At 40.1% G+C, this 24,418-nt stretch carries 24 protein-coding genes and 1 pseudogene; 3 read left to right on the plus strand and 22 right to left on the minus strand.

Features of this window, described 5'->3' with window-relative positions; all coding sequences use genetic code 11:
• Nucleotides 1–48 precede the first annotated feature (48 nt).
• Nucleotides 49–1,077, plus strand: a complete 1,029-nt coding sequence (locus PYW33_RS12870; RefSeq protein WP_081398989.1) for an IS701 family transposase — start codon at nucleotides 49–51, stop codon at nucleotides 1,075–1,077.
• Nucleotides 1,078–1,230: 153 nt separating this feature from the next.
• Here the strand turns inward: PYW33_RS12870 and der are convergent, their stop codons facing one another.
• The 16 genes from der to PYW33_RS12950 form a co-directional block, all read right to left on the minus strand.
• A complete protein-coding gene (der, locus tag PYW33_RS12875) occupies nucleotides 1,231–2,640 on the minus strand; it encodes a ribosome biogenesis GTPase Der (RefSeq protein ID WP_004278348.1) in 1,410 nt (469 codons plus the stop codon).
• 167 nt (nucleotides 2,641–2,807) lie between these two features.
• Nucleotides 2,808–3,956 carry an outer membrane protein assembly factor BamB gene (bamB, locus tag PYW33_RS12880; protein WP_004647467.1) on the minus strand — a complete coding sequence of 383 codons (1,149 nt, stop codon included), beginning with the start codon at nucleotides 3,954–3,956 and terminating at the stop codon, nucleotides 2,808–2,810.
• Nucleotides 3,953–4,651 (minus strand): YfgM family protein, encoded by a 699-nt coding sequence (locus PYW33_RS12885; protein WP_004647466.1) that lies wholly within the window; start codon nucleotides 4,649–4,651, stop codon nucleotides 3,953–3,955. The genes bamB and PYW33_RS12885 overlap by 4 nt, the downstream gene beginning before the upstream one ends.
• A 30-nt stretch (nucleotides 4,652–4,681) precedes the next feature.
• Entirely contained in the window at nucleotides 4,682–5,977 is a 1,296-nt protein-coding gene (hisS, locus tag PYW33_RS12890; RefSeq protein WP_004647465.1) for a histidine--tRNA ligase, read from the minus strand.
• A 3-nt stretch (nucleotides 5,978–5,980) separates the two neighbouring features.
• Nucleotides 5,981–7,102, minus strand: coding sequence for a flavodoxin-dependent (E)-4-hydroxy-3-methylbut-2-enyl-diphosphate synthase (ispG, locus tag PYW33_RS12895; protein WP_004647464.1), 1,122 nt, complete (start codon nucleotides 7,100–7,102; stop codon nucleotides 5,981–5,983).
• Between the two features lie 23 nt (nucleotides 7,103–7,125).
• Nucleotides 7,126–7,917: a helix-turn-helix domain-containing protein gene (locus PYW33_RS12900; RefSeq protein ID WP_004647463.1), complete on the minus strand. Its 792-nt coding sequence runs from the start codon at nucleotides 7,915–7,917 to the stop codon at nucleotides 7,126–7,128.
• The gene (gene pilW, locus PYW33_RS12905; protein WP_004647462.1) at nucleotides 7,908–8,708 is read right to left on the minus strand and encodes a type IV pilus biogenesis/stability protein PilW; all 801 of its coding nucleotides are present in this window, start codon (nucleotides 8,706–8,708) and stop codon (nucleotides 7,908–7,910) included. The genes PYW33_RS12900 and pilW overlap by 10 nt, the downstream gene beginning before the upstream one ends.
• 14 nt (nucleotides 8,709–8,722) lie before the next feature.
• Nucleotides 8,723–9,958 (minus strand): dual-specificity RNA methyltransferase RlmN, encoded by a 1,236-nt coding sequence (gene rlmN, locus PYW33_RS12910; RefSeq protein ID WP_004647461.1) that lies wholly within the window; start codon nucleotides 9,956–9,958, stop codon nucleotides 8,723–8,725.
• A gap of 122 nt (nucleotides 9,959–10,080) precedes the next feature.
• The gene (gene ndk / locus PYW33_RS12915) at nucleotides 10,081–10,512 is read right to left on the minus strand and encodes a nucleoside-diphosphate kinase (RefSeq protein WP_004647460.1); all 432 of its coding nucleotides are present in this window, start codon (nucleotides 10,510–10,512) and stop codon (nucleotides 10,081–10,083) included.
• Nucleotides 10,513–10,622: 110 nt separating this feature from the next.
• Nucleotides 10,623–10,823: a Fe-S cluster assembly protein IscX gene (gene iscX / locus PYW33_RS12920; protein ID WP_004278360.1), complete on the minus strand. Its 201-nt coding sequence runs from the start codon at nucleotides 10,821–10,823 to the stop codon at nucleotides 10,623–10,625.
• A gap of 87 nt (nucleotides 10,824–10,910) precedes the next feature.
• Nucleotides 10,911–11,462 carry a phosphatase PAP2 family protein gene (locus PYW33_RS12925; protein WP_004278361.1) on the minus strand — a complete coding sequence of 184 codons (552 nt, stop codon included), beginning with the start codon at nucleotides 11,460–11,462 and terminating at the stop codon, nucleotides 10,911–10,913.
• Nucleotides 11,463–11,482: 20 nt separating this feature from the next.
• Complete coding sequence (locus PYW33_RS12930; protein ID WP_004647459.1) at nucleotides 11,483–12,763, minus strand: glycosyltransferase family 4 protein; 1,281 nt, start codon at nucleotides 12,761–12,763, stop codon at nucleotides 11,483–11,485.
• A gap of 268 nt (nucleotides 12,764–13,031) precedes the next feature.
• The gene (locus tag PYW33_RS12935) at nucleotides 13,032–13,448 is read right to left on the minus strand and encodes a hypothetical protein (RefSeq protein ID WP_004647457.1); all 417 of its coding nucleotides are present in this window, start codon (nucleotides 13,446–13,448) and stop codon (nucleotides 13,032–13,034) included.
• A 13-nt stretch (nucleotides 13,449–13,461) separates the two neighbouring features.
• Entirely contained in the window at nucleotides 13,462–15,795 is a 2,334-nt protein-coding gene (locus PYW33_RS12940) for a fimbria/pilus outer membrane usher protein (protein ID WP_004647456.1), read from the minus strand.
• Between the two features lie 22 nt (nucleotides 15,796–15,817).
• Nucleotides 15,818–16,522: a fimbrial biogenesis chaperone gene (locus PYW33_RS12945; RefSeq protein WP_004647455.1), complete on the minus strand. Its 705-nt coding sequence runs from the start codon at nucleotides 16,520–16,522 to the stop codon at nucleotides 15,818–15,820.
• Nucleotides 16,523–16,598: 76 nt separating this feature from the next.
• A complete protein-coding gene (locus tag PYW33_RS12950; protein ID WP_004647454.1) occupies nucleotides 16,599–17,132 on the minus strand; it encodes a hypothetical protein in 534 nt (177 codons plus the stop codon).
• Between the two features lie 711 nt (nucleotides 17,133–17,843).
• On the opposite strand from PYW33_RS12950, the gene PYW33_RS16945 reads away from it, so the two are divergent.
• Complete coding sequence (locus PYW33_RS16945; RefSeq protein ID WP_016807076.1) at nucleotides 17,844–18,068, plus strand: helix-turn-helix domain-containing protein; 225 nt, start codon at nucleotides 17,844–17,846, stop codon at nucleotides 18,066–18,068.
• Between the two features lie 47 nt (nucleotides 18,069–18,115).
• Here the strand turns inward: PYW33_RS16945 and PYW33_RS12955 are convergent.
• From PYW33_RS12955 to PYW33_RS12980, 6 genes and pseudogenes are all read right to left on the minus strand, one after another.
• Nucleotides 18,116–18,881 (minus strand): annotated as a pseudogene (locus PYW33_RS12955) (IS5-like element ISAba31 family transposase).
• A gap of 77 nt (nucleotides 18,882–18,958) precedes the next feature.
• A complete protein-coding gene (locus PYW33_RS12960; RefSeq protein ID WP_004647453.1) occupies nucleotides 18,959–19,579 on the minus strand; it encodes a DUF2971 domain-containing protein in 621 nt (206 codons plus the stop codon).
• Complete coding sequence (locus PYW33_RS12965; protein WP_004647452.1) at nucleotides 19,557–19,808, minus strand: hypothetical protein; 252 nt, start codon at nucleotides 19,806–19,808, stop codon at nucleotides 19,557–19,559. Before PYW33_RS12965 ends, PYW33_RS12960 begins: the two co-directional genes overlap by 23 nt.
• 224 nt (nucleotides 19,809–20,032) lie before the next feature.
• Nucleotides 20,033–21,049 (minus strand): ketol-acid reductoisomerase, encoded by a 1,017-nt coding sequence (gene ilvC / locus PYW33_RS12970; protein ID WP_004647451.1) that lies wholly within the window; start codon nucleotides 21,047–21,049, stop codon nucleotides 20,033–20,035.
• 104 nt (nucleotides 21,050–21,153) lie between these two features.
• On the minus strand, nucleotides 21,154–21,645 hold the full coding sequence (ilvN, locus tag PYW33_RS12975) for an acetolactate synthase small subunit (protein ID WP_004278369.1): 492 nt from the start codon (nucleotides 21,643–21,645) through the stop codon (nucleotides 21,154–21,156).
• Nucleotides 21,642–23,369, minus strand: a complete 1,728-nt coding sequence (locus PYW33_RS12980; protein ID WP_004278370.1) for an acetolactate synthase 3 large subunit — start codon at nucleotides 23,367–23,369, stop codon at nucleotides 21,642–21,644. Before PYW33_RS12980 ends, ilvN begins: the two co-directional genes overlap by 4 nt.
• A 688-nt stretch (nucleotides 23,370–24,057) precedes the next feature.
• Between PYW33_RS12980 and PYW33_RS12985 the strand changes: the two genes are divergently transcribed.
• A complete protein-coding gene (locus PYW33_RS12985; protein ID WP_004647450.1) occupies nucleotides 24,058–24,411 on the plus strand; it encodes a DUF4124 domain-containing protein in 354 nt (117 codons plus the stop codon).
• Nucleotides 24,412–24,418 lie beyond the last annotated feature (7 nt).

The raw sequence follows: 24,418 nt of genomic DNA on the forward strand, positions 1-24,418 counted from the left end.
ACGCATTGAGGGATTTAAAAAAGTCTCAAACTACTTTATAACGTATCTGTGATCAGACGAACTAAACATGCTTCTACAGCAACTTGTACATTACCCATTTATATGGGCTTTCTCATGACAGAACCAAACTCTATTAGCTGCACACAACTTGCCGAGACTTATAATATCTCGCATGACAGTGTAAATCGCTTTTTGGAGCGTGAAGACTACACAGCTCACGATCTATATCAAGAAGCAATTCAACACATTGATAATAATAAACTTATAGTCAGTATTGATGATACTGTTTTAGATAAGCCATATAGTCAACATATGGACTTAGTTAGCTATTTTTGGTCAGGTAAACACCACCGATCCGTCAAGGGTATTAATCTCATTACCTTGTATGCGACAGATCAACATGGCAAAAATATTCCAATTAATTTTCGAATTTATGATAAGTCAGAAAGTAAAACCAAGAATGATTACTTTATGGAGATGTTAAGTGAAGTACTCGATTGGGGTGCAAAGATTCAATTCATTACAGGTGATAGTTGGTATTCATCGACTGAAAATCTAAAAACCATAAGAAAACATGGTATTCGATTTATGTTTGGTGTCGACAGTAACCGTAAGGTTTCCCCTGAAAAAGGACAATGGTTTCAACTCCGTTTATTGCCGAATTTTCATCAGGGTCAAGTGGTCTGGCTCAAAGATGTTGGCTTTGTACAATTATTTAAGACTCAGTTAAAAGAACAGCAGAGATTTTATATTGTGCATCAAGATGAAGATGATTTATTGTCCTTTGATGGTTTTTATGAATTACATTCAAGTCATTGGAAAATAGAACAATATCATCGAGTAATTAAACAGGTTTGTCATATTGAAAAGTTTCAAGTAAGACGATCCAAGCTGATTTTGAATCATATTTTCTCAGCCTTGATGGCCTATGTTGAGATACAAAAGAACCAGTTTGAGCGGATCTTTGAAAATGTATATCGTTGGCAGAAGAAATTATTTAAACCAATTATCAAGAACTTTATTGATGAATTTATTCTCGATAAGAATCATCTGCTGCCACAGAAAATCTATAAATAATAGTGCGTAAGTCCTATACTAAATAACTATAATTAAAAGAATATTTTATTTTTATTAAATTCAAAATTAAGCCTGATTAAAAAATATTTTTATAGGTAATAAAAAAAGCCCGCTTTACGCAGGCTTTTTATCCGGAAAATTTAAACTATAAAATTAACGCTTAAATTTCTTCTCGGCTTTCTTGAACTTCTGTACATAACGACGTTTACGTGCAGCTGCACGCTCATCCACTTGAGACTTACGACCTTCAAACGGGTTTTCCGAAGTTTTAAACTCGATTTTAATCGGTGTACCTTCAAGCTTGTACACTTTACGGAACACGTTTTCCAGGTAACGGCGATAATCTGCAGGAGTTTTATCCACCTTGTTTCCGTGAATCACGATCGTTGGTGGATTCTGCCCACCCATATGCGCATAACGCATTTTAATACGACGACCCTGAACCATCGGCGGTTGGTGGGCATCTGTCGCATCATTTAAAATCTGGGTGATTTTTGCTGGTGACACTTTCAAACGAGATGAATCATAAGCACGGTGAATCGATGGATAAAGATCACCCACACCCGTTCCATGCAATGCAGAAATCAAATGCACTTTGGCCCATGGAATGAAATCGAAGCGACGCTCTACATCGAGCTTACATTGCTTACGATCATATTCAGTCATGTTATCCCATTTATTGACTGCAATGACCATGGCACGACCCGCTTCAAGTGCATAGCCAATCAAATGCAAGTCCTGCTCAACAATACCATCACGCGCATCAACCACAACAACAATTACGTTAGCATCTTTCATTGCCTGTAAAGTTTTAACAATCGAGAATTTCTCAATCATTTCATCAACTTTACCTTTACGGCGCACCCCGGCAGTATCAATCAGGGTATATTGACGGCCATCACGCTCGAATGGAATATAAATCGAGTCACGTGTTGTACCCGGCTGGTCAAATGCCACCACACGCTCTTCACCGAGCAAGCGGTTCACCAGCGTTGATTTACCGACGTTTGGACGACCAATAATCGCCAAACGCAGACCCGTGTTTTTGTCATGCTCTTCCGGATTTTCATCTTCCGGTACATCAGCAAGCACGTCTTCCAACATTTGCTGAACACCACGACCATGGCTGGCTGCCACTTGTAGCGGCTCGCCCATACCCAGTTTGTAGAATTCAACCAAGGCAGCTTCAGCATGTACGCCATCGACCTTGTTGGCCACCAGAAAGACTTTTTTGCCTAAAGTACGTAATTCACGTGCAATCTGTTCATCGGAAGCCAGCAGGCCGGCACGCGCATCAACCACAAAAATAATGATGTCGGCTTCATGAATGGCAGTTTTAGATTGCTCTGCCATATATGAATCAATACCACCTTCATTTTCACCAATACCGCCGGTATCGACCACAATGAAAGATTTATTTTGATAGGTAGCATCGCCATATTTACGGTCGCGTGTCAGACCTGCAAAGTCTGCCACCAATGCGTCACGGCTCTTGGTAATCTGGTTGAACAGCGTCGATTTTCCGACGTTCGGACGACCAATGAGCGCAATTACGGGTTTCATAGAGTAACCTTTATTTAATATCAGGCGTCAAAGTGGCCTGAACATCAGAAAGCATAGGAAGATATAAGGGGTAAATACCCTAAATAAAAACACGGGGCATTGATTTTTCAATCACCCCGCGTTCACAAAATACGGTTGTGGCTAGTTTAGCATAAGGCTCGTTAAAATTAACGGTTCTGCCAAATGCTTAATGCGCCCTTGCGTGTAGAAACATAAAGCTGGTTGTCGATAACGCGTAAGCTACGCACTTCCCCAGAAGTTTTCGAACGACCAGTAATCTGTCCAGTACGCGGATCAATCAGGTGCAAGACACCATCCAGATCACCGACTACAAGATCAGTACCCAGCATCACCGGATTACTTAACTTACGATTCAACAGCTGGTCATTTTCCCAAAGTGGCTGACCCGAAGTAATCTCAAAGGCTTTGATTCTGCCATCGGTTTGCGCCACAAATACGCCATTGCCCACAACTTCTGGACGCTGGATACTGCTGGCATCTTCACTCCAGACCACCTGTTGTGAAGCTAAATCCAGCACAGTCACCTGACCTTGATAACTGGTGGTCACCACAAACTGGCCTGCAACGACCGGTTCCCCGTCAATATCCACCAGACGCTGGATATCAGAACGTCCATCCGACACTGCGACACGACGCTGTAATTTTGGCACACCACTTAAGGCATCCAATGCATAGATATAAGCATTGGAAGAGGCAATCAGTATATTACGGGCATCTAATGCAACCGGTGCAGCCATGCCACGTAAGCTGAATTGTACATTAGGTAAGTCATAAGTCCAAACTTGCGCACCCGTCGCAATTTCATGCGCATATACGGTGCCGTCATTGCTGACACTAATGACCCGCCCTGCATGAATCAGTGAAGGCGCCAGTAAAGCACCCGTCAATTGCGCAGTCCATTTCTGCTCGCCGGTTTGTTGATCTAGCGCAAACAGCTGACCTTTCTGGTTGCCGACGACAACAAGACCTTCGGCAGCTTCAACGCCAGAACTTAAATTGTCTTTGCTGACTTTCTTCTGCCACAGACGCTGTTTGCCTTTAAATGCAGACACTTCGCCTTTCGGGTCAATCGCAAAGACCACGCCATTGTCTGCATCCAGACGTAAACGCAACGGATCAGCAGCATCTGTTGACGCCACACTGGTGGAAAATACAGGGACCAGGGTTTTGGCTTGGGTCAGTTTTGGAAGTGGATTCGGTTTTACTTCTGGAACTTTAGTGGTTTTACCTGCACAGCCAGCCAGTGCAAGCGTTAAAACAGTCAAGGCACAGGTAATTTTGTATTTTCTATTCATGCAGCTTCTTCCGCTTGTGTTTCTATAATTGGGCGTTCGATTTCTGGATCATCGACTAACACGCCTACGCTTTCGAGCTTAATTTGTAAAATCTGACGTTCTTCTTTACGTTCAATCAAAGCATCCCATGCACTTTGATATACTTTTTTCGCATTTTCAATATCATTTTTGGCAACATAGATATCGCCACGTGCTTCATCGGCAGTTGCTTTAAATGCAGGTTCAGTCACTGCTTCTAAAGTTTTCAATGCAGCATCATATTTTTTCTGTGCCAGTTGCGCATAGGCCAGACGAAGTTTAACCACCTGAACCAGGCCTTTATCATCTACTTTCGAGTTTTCAACTTTCTGTAGTGCTTTCTCGGCCGCAGCATAATCTTCTTTGTCATAAGCCAGTTTCGCCATGACTAACTGGGTTTGAATCGCCTGAGCTGAGTCAGGCGCTTCCTTGACAATTTTGTCCGCAGTTTCAGACAGCTTGGCAAAACCATCACCTTTCGATGCCTGTGCATCATCCATCAACTGCTGAACCTTGGCAGTGTGCATTTGCGACTCTGCCAGGTTTTTCTTCTGCCAATATTCCCATCCAAAAAAGGCAATCAGCGCAATTAAAATCCCGGTAATCATCGAAGAACCATATTTCTTCATAAAGGATTTTAAGCTTTCAAACTGTTCATCACCACTCATTGCGCTCATGAGATTACCCTTTTCCTAATGTTTTATCGATTATTTTGAAGAAATTTTAGTACTAAAAAATGCAACGAAGTCCGTAAATGGTACATTCGATTGCTCTGCGGTTGCCAGCTCTTTCACAGTAAACGCCTGAGCTTCCAGTTCACGTTCACCCAAAATCGCCGCATACAAAGCACCGGCTTGATCAGCCTTTTTCATTTGCGATTTCATTGAACCCTGAGAGCCGACTTTCAGGCGAATGTTACTGCCAGCAGCTTCCAATTGATCACGAATCTGTTCAGCCAATACCAGCGCTTTACCCTGAGAAGCAGGATCGGCAACCAGGAATACTTCACAATCACGTACTGGCGTATTGTCTTCAATCTGTTCCAGTAGAAGCAATAAACGCTCCATCCCCATCGCGAAACCAACTGCAGGCACAGATTGATCCGCTTTGCCTTTCAATTGACCGACTAAGCCGTCATAACGACCACCAGCACATACAGTACCTTGTGAACCCAAGTGGGTAGTCGTCCATTCAAATACGGTTTTATTATAGTAGTCCAGACCACGTACCAGTTTTTGATTGATGACAAAGCTAATACCGGCATCTGACAAATACTGTTGCAACTGGTTAAAGTGTGCCAGTGTTTCTTCACCCATAAAGTCGTGAAGTTTAGGCGCATTTTCTAGGATACTTTGAGTTTTGGCATCTTTAGAATCCAGAATACGCAGTGGATTAGTCGTCAGACGGCGTTGTGAGTCTTCATCCAGATCAGCCTTATGCGCCTGCAGGAACTCTACCAGTGCCGCACGATAGGCTGCACGCTCATCCGACTCACCGAGTGTATTTAACTCAAGCTGAACCTTGTCTGCCACACCCATACGTTTCCACAGACGCGCCGTCATCAGAATCAGTTCTGCATCCATATCTGGCGTTGCCACACCAAAGGTTTCCACACCAAACTGGTGAAACTGACGGTAACGGCCTTTTTGCGGTTTTTCATAACGAAACATGGATCCGATATACCAGACGCGAGGCGTCGCACCGCGCAGCAGGTTATGCTCCAGCATGGCACGTACACAACCTGCCGTTCCTTCAGGACGTAGTGTCAAAGACTCAGGTGGATTACCCTTGTCGAGGAAGGTATACATCTCTTTTTCAACGATATCGGTTGCATCACCGATCGAACGTTTAAACAAATTAGTCTGTTCAACGATAGGCAAACGGATTTGTTGATAGCCATAGGCATCCATCAAACCGGATAGATGCTGTTCAAGACGTCTCCAAGCTGGGGTTTGCGTTGGGAGAATGTCATTAAAACCTTTGATTGCGACGATTGAACTCATGATCTACTCAGAAAAACTTGTACGAATAATTTCTTTAGATTTAGCTTCTTCAAGCTCGGTAACACGTTGACGAACCATGGTTTCGATTTCATCAACCAATTGATTCGTGTCAATTAAATGGCTCTTTTCACCATTACGGTATACTAGTGAACGTGGTGCTGCACCTACAACACCAATATCCGCTTCTTTGGCTTCGCCCGGCCCATTGACCTTACAGCCAATAACAGACACATCCATTGGGGTACGAATATCTTCTAAACGTTCTTCAAGTTGCTGCATCACTGAAATCACATTAAATTCCTGACGTGAACAGCTTGGGCAGGCAATGAAGTTAATCCCGTTGGAGCGCAGACCCAGCGATTTCAGAATATCAAAACCAATTTTAATTTCTTCTTCAGGCTCGGCAGCTAAGGAAATACGCATAGTATCCCCAATGCCTTCCATCAGCAGGCCGCCCAAAGCGATCGCAGATTTAACCGAACCGGTACGGTAAATACCCGCTTCCGTTACACCTAAATGTAGCGGATTATCAATTTGCTGTGACAACAAACGATACGCATCCATGGTCAGGAACACATTCGAGGCTTTGACTGAAATTTTGAATTCCTGGAAATCCAGACGGTCTAAAATATCGATATGACGTATCGCAGATTCAAGCAAAGCCTGACCCGTCGGCTCGCCATATTTCTTTTGAATATCTTTTTCCAGTGAGCCGGCATTAACACCGATCCGCATGGAAATATCGTTATGACGTGCTGCGGCCACCACTTCACGGATTTTCGCTTCAGAACCGATATTGCCCGGGTTAATCCGCAGGCAGTCTGCACCCAAATCGGCAACTGCCAAAGCAATTTTATAATCGAAGTGAATATCGGCGACCAAAGGTACATTGACCTGCTTGCGAATTTCACCAAATGCCGCCGCCGCTTCCATGGTAGGCACAGAAACCCGCATGATGTCTGCACCGGCATCTACACAGCGCTGAATCTGTGCAACCGTAGCTGCTACATCACAGGTTTCAGTATTGGTCATGGACTGGATACTGATTGGTGCATCACCACCCACATAAACTGAACCCACACGAATTTTACGTGTTGGACGACGTTTAATTGGATTTACGATCATCGTTCTGCTCTACTCTTGATCTGTTAAGGTGATAAACGGAATTCTGCTTTTCCGTTCACAGTGTAGGGTGACAATGAAATATTTTCATTATTCAAACTGAGCGATACAGCCGATGCATCATCGAGACGAATCTGGAATGGCGCTTCACCATTCAGTTGCAAGCTCGATGCCTGACGGCCAGTTGCCAGAACATTACCCGCCGAGTCGACAATATGCACCGAAGTCGGACGGTTAAAATCAAGTTTCAGCTGATCACCGGAAAGTGCGGCACCTGTATCCAGATTCAGAATCTCGACATTAGAAGCGCCTACTCCAGAGACTTCACTGCTATTTTGGGAATTACTGCTCGACCAGTTCTGAATCATGGCAAACAGTGCGCCCAAAATCAGCAAAAGTACCAGCGTAATAAAAATGCGCTTTAACCACTTACGATTACGGTCACGCTTGGAACCTGGTAATTTCCCCATAATTTTAATTGGAGAATTGTTCAGGGCATGATTCGGCAGCAACCCGGTATCATTGGTATAGATTTCATCAAAACGCTGAATAATACTAGACGCATCTACACCCAGAAATTTGGCATAAGTCCGGTAATAACCTTTGATAAAGGTCGCTTCTGGCAAAGATTTGTATTCATCCTGCTCAAGAGCAGTCAGGGTTTTGACCGGAATATTCAGCTCTTTCGCTACATCTTCCAGATTACGTTGCTGGTTGATACGAATCTGGCGCAAGTACTCGCCCGGACGTTGAATATTTCCTAACGCATTTGGAGCTACGCTCGAATGATTCGATGGTGAATTAGGATTTACTTCCATACGGCCTCAGTACTGTACTGTAATTGCAAATAACGTTGGTATTCCTGGCTTTCAGGAAAGAGTGCACGTAACTGGTTGACCAATACCTGCATACCCAACTGATCACCTCCGGCACGCGCAGTGCGAATGCCAATCCAGAGTGCACGGGCACCCTGATTTTTCTGCCCCACACCACGCACAAACTGTTGATACATTTGTGTCGCTGCCGGGAACTGCTGGTTCAAATAAAATATTTCTGCCAACTCTAACATTGAAATATAGGAATCGCGATTGGCTTGTAGCGCCTGTTTGAATGATTTTTCAGCATTTGCTGTATCACCCAGTTTCAGGTAAATCCGCCCCATATTTTCCAGTGCGCGGAATCGCTGATCATAACCCAACGTGGCACCAGCAATTTGAAACTGCTCGATTGCATCATTATAGCGTTCAAGCTGATATAAATAAGTGCCGTAATTATTTCGCGCCTGCGCATTTTTCGGATCTGCCGAAATCGCACGCTTGAAATAATGATCTGCTTTTTCGAGATTAAGCTTACTACCTTCCTGTTGCAGTAGCACGCCCATCATCATATTCGCTTGAGAATCACGCGGACTGCTTTCAAGTGCCTGATCCAGCGCACGTTTAGCTGCATCCAGGTCACCTGTTCTCAGATATTCTACCGCCAATTGGGTACGGACTTTGGTGGCCTTTTCAGGGTCTTTCTGACCCAGATCTGGCGTCTGACACGCGACTAAAACCAAAGACACACATACTGTTGAAATCAAAGTAAACTTTGATGTTAGATTTCTCAACTGGCGACCTCTTATTATCCTTGTGAGCGCATGATCTCATTCGATTGCGCAATTTTCTTTTTCCACTGTTCCGCACGACGGGTACGGTCAGCAACTTGTCCGACTAACTGTCCGCACGCGGCATCAATGTCATCACCGCGTGTCTGACGAATCGTACACACAAAACCGGCATCAGACAAAGTTTTTTGGAAAGAAATAATCCGGTTGCGGCTTGAGCGGCCATATGGCGCATGCGGGAACGGATTAAAAGGAATCAAATTAATCTTGCTTGGCAAATTCTTCAACAGCTTAATCATTTGCTGAGCATGTTCAGGATGGTCATTCACGCCATCTAACATCACATATTCAATCGTCACATGTTTACGTGAACTTTCGTTACCATCTTTAGCAATATAGCGCTGACATGCAGCAATCAGCTGCTCAAGCGGATATTTTTTATTGATCGGCACCAGCTCGTTACGCAGTTCATCATTTGGCGCATGCAATGAAATAGCCAGCGCCACGTCAATATCTTTGACCATCTGATCGATTTTCGGTACCACACCAGAAGTCGATAAAGTCACACGACGTTTTGACATGCCGTATGCAAAGTCATCCAGCATAATACGCATTGAATTCAATACTGCATCGTAGTTGAGCAATGGCTCGCCCATGCCCATCATCACCACGTTCGTGACTGAACGTTCACGCTCAAGTACCGGCACATCTTCCATATAGGAATAGTTCGCCATCCAGAGCTGACCGATAATTTCGGCTTGAGTCAAATCACGCTGGAAACCCTGTTTACCGGTTGAGCAGAATGAACAGTCCAGTGCACAGCCCACTTGTGAAGAAATACACAAAGTGCGACGTAAACCACTGCGATGTTCAGCAGGAATCAATACGGTTTCGACGAGGGAACCTTCACCGTCGCCAACACGGAATACCCATTTACGGGTACCATCTTTAGAATAGTTTTTATGCACCACTTCAGGCGCTTTAATTTCACAAATCTTTTCCAGTTTTTCACGCAGTTTGCCGGAAATATTGGTCATTTCAGCAAAATCAGTCACAAAGAACTGGTGAATCCATTTCATTACCTGCCCGGCACGAAACTTCTTCTCACCTATGTCCTCAAAGAATTTTTCCATTTGCGGACGTGACATGCCAAGTAAATTCACTTTCTCGACAGTATTTGCCTGTGCTGGAGCGGATGGAGTGTGTTGCTGTGGCTCAGAAACTGCTGATACAGCGACTGCTTCAGTACTCATGTGTATTACCTAAACCATGTCTAAAGATGAAAGGAGAAGCTCAATATGTGAGCAAAGAATTATTCAGAGAATAAAAAAACCAGATAAGTATAATAACACTTATCTGGCTTGAATACTGCGAATTAACGAGTACGTGGAGCAATCTCAGTTTGAGCGAAGAAGTAGTTAACTTCACGATCAGCAGATGCTACAGAGTCAGAACCGTGAGCAGCGTTTTCATCGATGCTTACAGCGAAATCTGCACGGATAGTACCAGGAGCAGCTTCTTTAGGATTCGTCGCACCAAGGATGTCACGGTGAGCAAGAACAGCGTTTTCGCCTTCAAGAACTGAAACAACAACTGGACCAGAAGTCATAAATGCAACTAGGTCAGCAAAGAAACCACGTTCTTTGTGCTCAGCATAGAAGCCTTCAGCTTCAGCTTGAGTCAAATGTTTCATTTTAGTTGCAACAATTTGAAGACCAGCTTTCTCGAAACGAGCAAAGATGTCGCCGATGTGGTTTTTAGCAACTGCGTCTGGTTTAACGATAGATAAAGTACGTTCGATAGCCATGATAGGCTCCTTAAGTCAATTGTTGACATGAAAATTTGGCGCATTATACCGAGATAATGCGCATTTTTCTGCTTTTCATCTGTAAAAAAATGCTTTTTTAAGATGAGGCCTTAGCGTGCCTCGTCAATCCATGCCATTTGAATGGCTTCAAGCAAACCTTCAGTCGACTTGGTTGGATCATCTTCAAACTCAGGCAAAGCACACACCCAGGCATGTAAATCAGTAAAACGAATCCACTGCGGGTCCACATCTGGATGCGCTTCATAGAGTTCAATCGCGATATCGAGCGTGTCAGTCCAACGTAAACCCATCTCTATTTCTCACCATAATTGCTTTGATGCTGTACTTTAACAAATCTGTGAAAATCTGCGAGCCTTTGCTCCGGCTTTCACTTATTTTTACAGCACAATATTCAGATAAGGCGCGGTCAGGACAATGGCAATTGCCATCATGCCACCCAGAATTGCGCCAACTGCCACATCACTTGGATAATGCAATCCCAGCACCATTCGGGACACTGCGACCAGAACCGTAAAAGGCAACATCAGCATCAGTAATAAAGGTGCGACATAACCTAAAACGGTGGTTGCCATCACGGCATGCAAGGTATGCCCGGAAGGAAAACTGAAATGATCCAGTGGATGCTCACCCAAACGGATCACTTGATGTACCTGATAAGGACGTGGTCGTACAGTTTTGATTTTAAGCACCTTGTAAATCATAGTACCTATAGTACTTCCCAAAATCAGATAAACAATCTGCACGGTATAGATCAAGCCTTGCATGATCCAAACCAGTATCAGCATGAAATACCAAAATGCACCATTTCCTAAGCGGCTAATCATTTTAAAAAAAGTGGCAATACGGACTGAATGCGAAAAATGATTCAGATAAACACAGCCTTTCAAATCGATTTCTAAAAATTTAATCTTTACATTCTGGAGTTTCACACTGGTGCTCCTTTCTTGTTTTATATCCTGTATTCCTGATGCTGTATCAGTGAATACAGTGCCTGTTCAAATTGCCGGACCGGATATTGCCAGCCTACTTTTTCGGCTTTTTTACGTGCTTGCGCACCCATCTGCTGCAATTTTTGCTGATCAGGCAATCCGAGCATCTGCTGGATCAACCCCTGCTGATGTCCAAGTCTACTCAACCATCCCGTTTCACCATGCTGCACATGCAAGTTTGCACAAGCATAATCATAAGCAATCACTGGCAAGCCACTGGCCATCGCTTCCAATACCACATTTCCAAAGGTTTCAACCTGACTGGCAAAACAGAAGACATCTGCACTGGCATACGCCGCTGACAGTTTTTCTCCTGTCAAGCTACCGGTAAAAACAATACTGCCATCCTGATTCAGTTGTTGCAGTCGAGTGCGATCCGGCCCATCTCCAACCACCACCAAACGTATATCTTGCTGACGAACTTGGCGCAGCACAAAATAGGTTTTGATCAGCACGTCAATTTCCTTTTCAGGGGAAAGCCGTCCGACATACAACATCACCCGGGTCTCGTTTGAAACTCCCCAAGCATAGCGCAAATCTGGTGATCGCCACTTTGGTGAAAATGTATCTGGATCGACGCCTCTGCCCACAACTGCCAAGGGACAAGTCACACCAAACTGATTTAAGGCTTGAGCCGTGCCTCGACTCGGAACACAGGTCAAATCAGTATTATTATGAAACCACTTTAAATAGCCTTGAATTGGCTTCAGTAAAAAAGCCAAATCAAAAAATCGACTAAATTCCTGAAATGACGAGTGAAAACCGCTAGAAACCGGAATTTTATGGAATTTTGCAAGCTGTTGAGCTACCAGACCCAAAGGACCTTCGGTCACGACATGGATAATATCGGGTGTAAAAGTTTCAACAGCTTGATGGATTTTTAAAAATTGCGGCCTACCAAACTGCAAATTACTATATTTAGGAATGCAATGCGCTTTAACTAGACATTCGCTATGCGGCTTAAAATCGTTATAGGCTTGTCGTTGTTCCGGACGAATTAATAAAATCTTATGCCCCTGTTTTTGTAATCCTTTACACAGTTGCAATAAAGCATGGGCAACCCCATTGATTTCAGGAGACCAGGTTTCAGTCACAATGGCTATTTTGAGACGAGGACGAGTCAACTCTTCCAAAGGCAGGGTCATTTTTGTTTTTTGCTGTCGCAACTGTTTTAAGTCAAAGCTAATATTTTGAAGTGCAGACATTTTTTTCGATAACGCTGAGGTGCAGGGCTGTTCCATATCACACCTATGTGATTATATTTTAAGCTAAAGTCTAATGCTTATTTATTGCATTTTAATGATATTACCCCCTTCTCTCATTTTATTCGGAAGTTGATGTACTTATAGAGATATCTAATTAACTTGACTAACAATTAAGAGTAAATTAACTCACCTATTCATAACCATAGCTCATGCCTAAAAAATCCAGTCAGAAAGCTTCAAAATCTGGTTAAAGGACTTAAATAGACCAAAATCCAATTCTCTTTTAAGAGCCAACTAAAAGAATTCAGTAGATAAGATCCACATATAAACTGTCTTTATAAACTCCAGCTGGGGTCAAAGCAGAAGGTTGTTCAGCTAGTTGTACCAATACAATAAATTTACTTAGGCTAGTTGCCGGTTGGGATATCGGCATATTCCAACGGGATGAGGTCGCCCCAGAAATATACATTTGTGTTCTTATTTTATGATTGTGCTCATTAACCAAATAACTACTGCCATTAGTGCTGGTTAAGTTTCTAGAATTAAATTGAATAGCATAACTACTATCACACCTTACGATAAAAGAAGTCGCAGCTTGGCTCAGATAAGAGGAGTTCAATTTGAGTTCTGATGCTGTCGATCGATCAATCTGACAACGTTGGGCATGACTTAGACTGGTTAATAATAGAGAGAACACAAGTACAGTAAATTTAAGTTTCATTATTTTTCATCCTTTATTTACAGATAAGCGTAGATAGTCCGCTTTCTTCTTTTTGATTTTCTGTAACCGTCAATTGTGCAAAGCAAGTTTTAGATTCGGTGCTGATGATTTTAATATTGTAAGTATTTGGAATAAGCCCATATAGAGTGACCGTACCGTTCGATGAGATAGGATAAACCTCCCCACCATCATTATCGATATATAACTCTGAACCAGCTGTGAATTTATGATTATTACTATCTACAGGCAAAATCGTGACCTGTTTTGTATTATATATAGGGAAATTAATAATATACCCCCGCTGATCTAAAGCAGTAAGCCTCTTGGTTGCATAAGGAATCTTATCTTCGACTGGTAATTGATTCTGATCAAAACCAATATCATAATTTACATAAGGAATAATATCATGAACAAAGGTATAGCCTTTCTTATTCGTTTTATCTACTACAGATAAAGACCTTAAAACATCGACATCCTGATAATCTCCCACACTAACAACAGAAAATGCATTATCAACCAACTTGGTAAAATTGAATTTATTATTAAGAAAAACAACCGCACCACGATAGTTTAATTGTGATTCAGACTCATTATCTCCCTCTATATGATAAAAACCTAAATCCCCAACATCTGTTTTCAATCGCCCATTGAAATTATATAGTGTTTCATCTTCGAGTCTATTTACACCTGTTTCATAGTCAAATCCAACCTGATTAGGATTACTTTTTACAAATTGCAATTTAGTTCTTTCATCTGTTGAATGACTAAAATAAACTGCTTTATCATCATCAAAACTATAGCTAAGTGATAAGACAACTCCAGAATCCCGATCATTACCAAATGAGCTAAAATAACTCAAACCTAGGCTTCCCTTCCTACCTAGCCGACGATTAAACCCTAAATTTAAAGTTTTACGATCATTTTGAAAAAATGAAGGAATCTCATCTTCCACGCGTATTTCTTGCTGATGAAAACTCTGGGCAGCATAATTCAAATAAATATTATGCAAGAGAGGAATATTGCTCATTCCCCCATAAATTAAATATTCATACTTAGGATAACTATAAAAATTATCCAGGTCATCACCTAAATATTTAAAATCTCTTTCTGTATATTTCGCACTTGCACCAAGTGAAACTCTTCCGAAATCCTTTGCAGCAGATAATCCATATGAATAATTAAAATTATTAAGTTCATCGTGTGAAGCTTGAACTACACTATCCAAAACCAAATAATGACTAATAGCTTGAGTCCATAGAAAGCCTAAATTTTGCAAGTCTTCGCTATAAGAAAAATTAGAACCAAGTGTTGTCCAATTAGATACCCCATAACGATAATAAAGGTTAGAGAAAAAATTACGATAGTCATTACTTTCTATATTATAGTTATAACGCAACTTTCCTAATGAAACATTATATTCACTAAGATCAGATCTTAATAGCCGATTCGTCACCAGAATAGGAAAACTTTGTACACTCCTATTCCCTAACACATCTTCAACAATAATTTGTGCATTTCCTGCCTGTTGAATTTGTGCACCAGTTTGAAGATTGAAATCACCAGGACTGACTCTTTGGCTATATATACTTACCCCATTAATATACAAATCAACTGTAGAAGGAACACGCGCACTTCCCTGTAAGATTGGAGTATTCCAATAAATAAAATTTGGTCGCTCAGTAAAATTAGTTCCCCAGTTTAAACCGGCAAAACGTAAAGAATTAATTAATGGATTATATACTGTAGTTGTATCTCCTAAAGTAAGCTGAGTCATACTTTTAGGAAATTCAAACTCAATACTAGTACTGAGTCGAGTAAAATACTCATTCAAAGGATGATTATAATATGCTATTGAGTTCTTAAAAATCCAATAGTCTTTAAAGACACCCAGATCTGTCAGGCCGTTATATAAAGAATTCGTTTCTCTGTCTATTTTTGAATTTAAATAGGTAAAATCATAATTTACGAAACCTCCAAAACTGGCTCTCTCTGGCATAGTCTGCAACTGGGAGATCTGTGTATTTGATTTAAACAGTTGGGTAGGTATGGTGAGATTAATTGTTTGCTTAGAGGCATCGAAATTAGATTGAATATTCCGGTCCGAAATAAGACAAAACTCATCCCGAGAAGCCATTTTTGATAATTTAGATATATCAATATCTCGTTCCGACAATATATTGCACTCTATGTAAAAATTATCATCACTTTTTATTAAAATAATATCTATATTATGATCAAGCTCATTTATCCAAAGATTAGCAAAAAATTCATCAGGATTCTGGTTAGCATTAGCATTACATAAGAATAAAATATTAACTAGAATAATTATTTTTCTATTTAACTGCATAATATAATCCTTAATTATAATTTTAATCCATAAGCTTTAACTCTATTTCCTCATGCGACTTATCTGTCATTACTTTAACAAAATAATTACGAGGATTATTTATTTTAACCCCTTCCAACTCATAAAAAATACTCTTATCTTTAAGTACATATTTCATATTATTACTAGTAAAAACTTCTTTCTTATTAGAATCTAAAATTTGTAACTTTGAAATTTGAATATGAGATTCTGCTTTATTTTTAACTATAAGCTTATCATTCTCAATATTAAAATTTAATTTTAAGTTATCTTGCTTTCCAATAAATAATGGCAGGTTAAAATTCATCAAGAAAGTAATAGATGATTCTTTTACAGGTTGAGGTAATTCCTCAATTACAATGCGCCAGGCACCCTCTTCCCGACCATCCAATACAGATACTATTGGACGATTAAAACCAACACGTATAACTTGTTTCCCATTAGGTTTTAAAATAAAATTTCTTGGATTAATTATAAGAGTATCATCCTTCTCCAACACATCTTCACCTTTATCATTTTGATCCCATTTAAATGCTTTCACCTCAAATATCTTTTTTTCTACTTCATTTATAGACTCTAAAGTAAGTGTTGTTGTTTTTTGTTTTTTATCATTAAATATATACATTTGTACTGGATCAATTGCAACATCAGCCTTCCCGCCAGAAAAATAAAAAAAAGATAAAAAAAATAATATAGTTGTTTTTCTCATATTATAATTTTCCATTTAAAAGTATAATGAGGCAACCTAACCCGACATAAATATCAGGTTAGGTTGATTAAATAAATTAGTAGTAAGCTTTAATTAGATAGCGATCGGTATAATTACCTGCTAACTGTGTAGCATCAACTGCAGTATTGGTAACTGCAAGTGTATAATTATCAACTGCTTGACCAGCATGATTTGAATTACCAAATGGAACAGCACCTGCAGCACCTTGTTTAGTCGTCACAATTGTTGTAGCAATTGTTTCAGATGCATCTGTTTCATGTCTAACAAACGTAGTATTATTAGCACCGGCATTTGCAGTTTGTAAATTCAGAACATAAGGGGTATTTGTTGTAATTGAATAATTTGTAGTTTGGGTTCCACCAGCAGCAGATAATACTATTGCATTTCCACCAGTTAAAACACATTTCTTATTAATTTTAAGTGAAATTGGAATTTCTTTTTCACAGCCTAAAGTATTACATTTACTCCAGTCAATGGGTGGTTTAGGAGGATGATAACCACCTCGAGCTGCTTCATCTTCTGCAAAAGATGCCGTAGAACAAGCACCAAGAACTAATGCCGCTAATGCCGATTGTGTAATTTTGTTCATGATTTTCTCCATTTCTTTTTAATAAAAGAATATGTATATGTAGTTATTTTAACGATTACGCTGTAACTCTTATTATTATGAGTAAAGTTAAGTAACCGTTAACTTATCTTATTATCTTTGAGCTAAAAATATGCAAAAGTTTATTATTCACAATACTATTCTCTATTTTTGGTTTTTTATTTGTTTTAAAAAATTTAATCCTATACTTATAAAAGGTTAAGACAAAAAATAAATTGATACAATTTAAAAATGTTTCTAACTATGTCAAATAAAAAGAATAAAATAATCTTTAAATTTTATAAAAAACAATTAAACCACTAATTTTATTATTTTTTTATAATTTACCTTAATTTACAAAAAAATAAAACAAAGTTACGAACTTTACAAATAGTTGTAAATTATGCAACTTTATTTAAGAAATGTGTGATTTTGTCGAAACTTTTGCTTTCTTTTTCATACATCAAGACTTTTCTTAGCTATGAAAAACTTTCTAAAAAGCAATAATTAATATAAATTAACTAAAAAAACAATATGTTAATATACAATAATCTTCTTTCATAAATAAAAATTGAACACTATTTTGCTTAATATTCGTCCTCTAATTTTCTTGGCATTCGTGCCTAATTTATGAATGAAACACATCGATTCAAAAAGTTTTCAGAAACACAGTTTAAGCGATATACAGGCATATCATGGTCAACTTTTTATTTAATGGTTGATCAATTGAAGAAACATGTTTTAACTCAAGGCAGACCGCCCAAGTTAAGTATTAAGGATCAGATTCTGCTCTGTCTAAGCTATTGGCGAGAATACCGAACCTTATTTCACGTTACTACGAGTTACGGAGTTTCAGAGCCAACAGCCTCAAGAATTGTAGGTCATGTCGAAGATTGGCTGATCAAGGCTGAACTAATACAATTTATAAAAGAACTCTAATATATGAACCGCTACCACAATTGCAGCTATTTAGGGTCTGTTGACATTTACTGTTCATAATTAACCCTATAAAGGTAGCCATAAAAATATACAGGCTAAAGCAACAGAACTTTGATAATTTCTTTTGAGCTTGTCATATCGAGTAGCTATTCCTCTAAATTGCTTTAATCTACAAAACATATTTTCAACTAAATGCCTGATTTTATATAAATACCAGTCCATATGATCATTGTTTGATTGGCTATTTGTTTTCTTTGGTATATTCGCTTTAGTCCCTGTTTTCCTGATCTGTTCACGCAGTGGTTCTGAATCATAGCCTTTATCTGCACATACCACTTTTGTCTCTTTTAAATCTAATGTTGATATTAAATCAGGTGCAACTTTAACATCATGTGTGGTTCCATCGGTAATCATGAAATCAATAGGATTGCCATGTGCATCAACAATCAAATGTATTTTTGAGGAGTTTCCTCCTACACTTTTAGAAATAGATTGATTCGCTATGCCGGCAGAATGTTGATGAGCACGTACATGAGAGCCATCAATAAAAATCCACTCCATATCGGGGCATGAGGCTAGTAATTTGAATAATCTAAGTAACTTACCGCTGCTTGACCAACGATTAAAACGTTTGAAAATAGAGTTTGAATGACCAAAACAGCAAGGAATATCTCGCCACGGACAGCCTGTTCTAATTCTATAGAGAATAGCTTCAATAAAATTGCGTAAATTTGAGTTGTGGTGAATGGATAAATTACGCAGAATAACTTTCAACTTTTGCCAGTGTTGATCTGTCAGCATGGTACGAGGCATAGCGAATAGTAAAATTGGGTTTGGCGATTTGATTTTACTACTTCGCTATTTTTTTAAGCTAAAAGTGTCAACACACCCTAATCTAAATCAACTGAATTAATAATTTTTCTTTTTAAAGACCATGTTTCTGTATCAACTAAAACAGTGAATAATTCAATATTATTATTCCGACTAAATTCTTTTAACTGTAAAATTTTAGGAACTTTATAACCATCGATTAAATTATCATACTTCCTTCTTTGATCACGATAACTATTTTCCCCAAGATATATCTCAACAAATGCATCTGATGGGATGCTTTTTAAGAATATACTTCTTGAACCAATATATTTTCTTTCCCACTGCTCTCCATCCAACTCAAATCTCTTATCTTCCTTTGAATGATAAGAATGGTATTCCTCACTCCCCAAACATTTCACTACCCTAACCTCCTCTTCATACGCCCAACATAATTGCTTATAAAGAACAGCATGTTTTAGTAATCTCTCATGAGATTTCCACCATATATGATGCTTACTTCCAATTTGCATTAATTGCACGGCATCTATTGAATTAATATGTTGTAGCACTGTATTCACATAAATTATCTCTCCTCTCTGAGCAGGTATCGTATAATTTTCAAAACTTTCTAAACCTGCCTTCTCTGTATCAATCCCGATCACCATTCCTTTATGACTATCTGCATAATGAGACCACATTAAAGGATTTAAGTAAGGGGGCTCGAGTTAAAGACAATACTGCATATTTATTGATAAACCGACTTCTTACAGCTTGCGTTTCTACACCAACATTTACCGTTTCCCCCATTAAAGCTAAAGCCGTCACCTCAAATGGATCATTAAAATCGCGCGTCAAAGAAAAGCCTAAAGCACTTGTTTCTAATATTTTTAAACCAGCATCAAAGCCAACATATTTATATAAAATCATTATTCTTATCCAATAAAAAACCCCGCTTTCGCAGGACTTTTATAGCATAAAAATCAGCCAATTAAGAGATTAGTTTTTCTATTTATCAACGATTTTGTTTGAATCCAAAATATGAAAAAATGGGAAAGCACTGCTTTCCCATTTTTTAAGGTACGCAAACATAGAAATAAAAAACCCACTCAAATTAAGTGGGTTTTCGCATTCAAATCAATTGATTCGAGAAATTAGTTTTTCTCTTTATCTACGATTTTGTTCGCTTGGATCCAAGGCATCATCGCACGTAACTTGTTACCCGTTACTTCGATACCGTGAGCCGCATTTTGACGACGACGAGCAGTCATAGATGGATAGTTCAACGCACCTTCTTGAATGAACATCTTCGCGTATTCACCAGATTGAATACGTTTAAGTGCATTACGCATTGCTTCACGAGACTGTTCGTTAATTACTTCAGTACCCGTTACATATTCGCCGTATTCAGCGTTGTTTGACACTGAGTAGTTCATGTCCGCGATACCGCCTTCGAACATCAAGTCAACGATCAATTTAAGTTCGTGTAGACATTCGAAGTACGCCATTTCAGGAGCATAGCCCGCTTCAACCAGAGTTTCGAAGCCCATTTTAACCAATTCAACAGCACCACCACAAAGAACTGCTTGCTCACCGAAAAGGTCAGTTTCAGTTTCTTCACGGAATGAAGTTTCGATGATACCTGTACGGCCGCCACCTACGCCTGAAGCGTAAGAAAGAGCAACGTTACGCGCATTACCAGAAGCATCTTGGTGAATCGCGATAAGGTCAGGAACACCTGAACCACGTTGGTATTCAGAACGTACGGTGTGACCAGGAGCTTTAGGTGCAACCATGATTACGTCTAAGTCAGCACGTGGAACAACTTGGTTATAAAGAATCGAGAAACCATGAGCAAATGCTAAAGTAGCGCCTTGCTTGATGTTTGGCTCAATTACGTCACGGTAAAGTTGAGATTGGAACTCATCTGGAGTCAAAATCATCACTACGTCAGCTTGTGCTACAGCAGCAGGAACTTCAGCAACTTTAAGACCTGAATTTTCAGCTTTCTTCCAAGAAGTAGAGTTCGCACGTAAACCTACAGTGACATCAACGCCAGAATCTTTCAGGTTAAGCGCATGCGCGTGACCTTGTGAACCGTAACCAATGATCGCTACTTTCTTAGATTGGATGATAGATAAGTCAGTGTCTTTATCGTAAAAAATTTGCATTGCTGTCTCCGCTTAATGCTTGTTTGTCTGTTTAAATCAGGCAATGACCCTTGTATTTACATTGCCTGATACCCCCTTCTTATTAGGATGAGGAAATATTTAAATTAGATGGTGAGTACTTTTTCGCCGCGTGCGATACCTGATACACCTGAACGAACCACTTCTAAAATCGTGTGTTCTGCAAGTGCATCAATAAACGCATCCACTTTTTCAGTGGTACCCGCGATTTGAATGGTATAGGTCGTTGGGGTTACATCGACAATCTGACCACGGAAAATATCTGCCGTACGTTTGATTTCGTCACGCGATGAACCCAATGCTTTGACTTTAATCAGCATCAATTCACGCTCAATATGTGCACCTTCAGACAGGTCAACCACTTTCACCACTTCAACCAACTTGTTAAGCTGTTTGGTAATTTGCTCAATCTTGTGATCATCACCATAAGTGGTCAATGTCAAACGTGAAAGCGTTGGATCTTCAGTCGGAGCAACATTCAATGTTTCGATATTGTAGCCACGCTGTGAGAACAAACCCACTAAACGGGAAAGCGCGCCTGATTCGTTTTCTACGAGTACAGAGATAATATGTCTCATTTCGTGCGCTCCCCTTTAGCCAACCACATATCCTGCATCGACTGACCCGCAATCAACATCGGATAAACGTGCTCGGTACGATCTACCATAACGTTAATAAATACGCACTTGTCGTTAATCGCCATCGCTTCTGCAAGCTTCGACTCTAGCTCATCGGCATGATTAATCTGAATACCGACATGACCATAGGCTTCCATCAGTTTGGCAAAATCAGGCAATGAATCTACATAAGAACTTGAATGACGTCCTTCATAGTTCATATCTTGCCACTGCTTCACCATCCCTAAAGACTGGTTATTCAGGCACAGGATTTTTACATTCAGGCCATATTGCTTACAGGTCGACAGTTCCTGGATACACATCTGAATCGATGCTTCACCGGTGATACACACCACTTGCTGTTCCGGGTATGCAAGCTTCGCAGCCATTGCATACGGCAAGCCTACACCCATGGTGCCTAGACCACCTGAGTTGATCCATTGACGTGGACGTTTGTATTTGTAATACATCGCACCAAACATCTGATGCTGACCGACATCAGAAGTAATGATCGCTTCGCCATTGGTCACTTTATCCAATGCCTGAACCACTTGTTGTGGCTTCATCACGCCATCAACACCCGCTTCAAAACGACCGCCATGAACCTTGCGCCATTCATTGATCTGTTTCCACCATGCCGCAATCGCTTCAGGATTTGGCTTAGAAACATTAAGCTGTTTCAACTGGTTCAACATCTCATTCAGTACAGGCTCTACAGCACCGACAATTGGAATGTGCGCCATAATGGTTTTTGAGATTGTCGCTGGGTCGATATCTATATGAATGACTTTAGCATTTGGACAGAATTTTGCAGGATTGTTGGTCACACGGTCATCGAAACGCGCACCCACACACAGAATTACATCTGCATTGTGCATGGTCATGTTAGCTTCATAAGTACCGTGCATACCCAACATACCGATGAACTGTTCATCATCACCCGGGAATGCGCCAAGACCCATCAAGGTATTGGTCACTGGATAACCCAATAGATGCGCAAGCTCTGTCAATTGTGCTGAAGCATTGCCTTGAACCACACCACCGCCTGAGTAAATAACTGGGCGTTTAGCATGGATCAGTTCTTCAATCGCTTTACGAATTTGACCTGAGTGACCACGGAACGGTGGCTGATACGAACGCATCTTCACTTTTTCTGGGTATTCGTAAGCAAATTTCTCTGCAGGATTGGTCGCATCCTTTGGAATATCAATCACTACAGGACCTGGACGACCTGAAGACGCAATATAGAAGGCTTTCTTGATAATCGCAGGAATTTCGCTGGCATGACGCACCTGGAAGCTATGTTTCACGATAGGACGTGAAATACCGACCATATCGGTTTCCTGAAATGCATCTTCACCAATCAGATGACTCGCAACCTGACCTGACAAAATCACCATCGGGATTGAGTCCATATAGGCCGTTGCAATTGGCGTTACCGTGTTGGTTGCACCCGGACCTGAAGTCACTAGCACAACACCGGTCTTGCCTGTCACGCGTGAGTAAGCATCGGCCATGTGACCGGCAGCCTGTTCGTGACGTACGAGATAATGATTGATTCTGTCTTGTTGAAATAGCGCATCATAAATATGAAGAACTGCGCCGCCTGGGTATCCAAAAACATGTTCAACGCCTTCGTCCGCTAATGCGCGAACAAGCATTTCACCACCAGATAGAAGTTCCAACGTGATTCACCCTAATATTATGACACTGCACAAATGGGAGGCATTTGCAGTGTTTCATTTGTTAACTGTCTGCACTGTTATAGCACACAAATTTCATAGTTTTCATAGCAATAGGAAAAAAATCTGATCTCTTGGCTGTTCGAGCAATACAAGACCTAAAACATGTTGGGATAAACATATTTTGCTTAGCTTTGTTCAATTTCTCGGCTAGAGAAATCGCCCACTGCATGAAATGACACTTAGTCGAAGGGTGATCGATTAAGGCATATAAAACTATTGCAGCATTCTTGTGTTTTCAGGCTTTAAAGTCAAGTTTAAAAAACAGGCAATATGCGCTTAAAAACACCTGATTTGCTGTTTTTAACAGCGATCTAGAGCAAAGACAGTAATAAAGAATTAATCTAATAATATTTAATCCAATAAAATTCATAAACTTATATATTTAATTTTATAAATTTTTAGTATGTCTTATATAAAAAAAATGAATGAATTTTTATTAAATCAAGTGAAGTTGTTTATCAATAAATTTTGTGTCTGAAAATTTGCTCACCACTTCTACAAACGAGATGCAGAAGCTGTTCGACTCTTAATCATGAATAGAGCGGATAAAAAATTCATTATTTTTACTGTGAAAATCACTACAATGTTTTGTAGTATTTTATGGCTAGAACACAGAGGCTCAAAAACAATGAAAATATCTTTTTTAACTGCCTTAAGTCTGAGTTGTGCAATTTCTCTAGGCATCTGTAGCAGCAGTGCTTCAGCAATCCAGTATTATAAATGGGTCGATACCAAGGGCACCACGCACTATACGAAAACACCACCACCGAAATCTGCGAAAAAAGCCACCACAGTGGATACCTATGGCTGGAAAAATTCAGCACCAGCATCATCTAGAACTACTGAAACTGAAGTTCAAACCGAGAACACACCTCAAGAACAACAGCAACAAGCCCCTCAAGTTCCTGCGAATCAGGACCAGCAACAACGTGAAGCCAACGAAGCCTTGCAGCAATCTAAAAATCGTGCAGTTGCTTTATAAGACACCT

Origin of the sequence: Acinetobacter lwoffii (genome assembly GCF_029024105.1) — a bacterium.
Taxonomy (GTDB): domain Bacteria; phylum Pseudomonadota; class Gammaproteobacteria; order Pseudomonadales; family Moraxellaceae; genus Acinetobacter; species Acinetobacter lwoffii.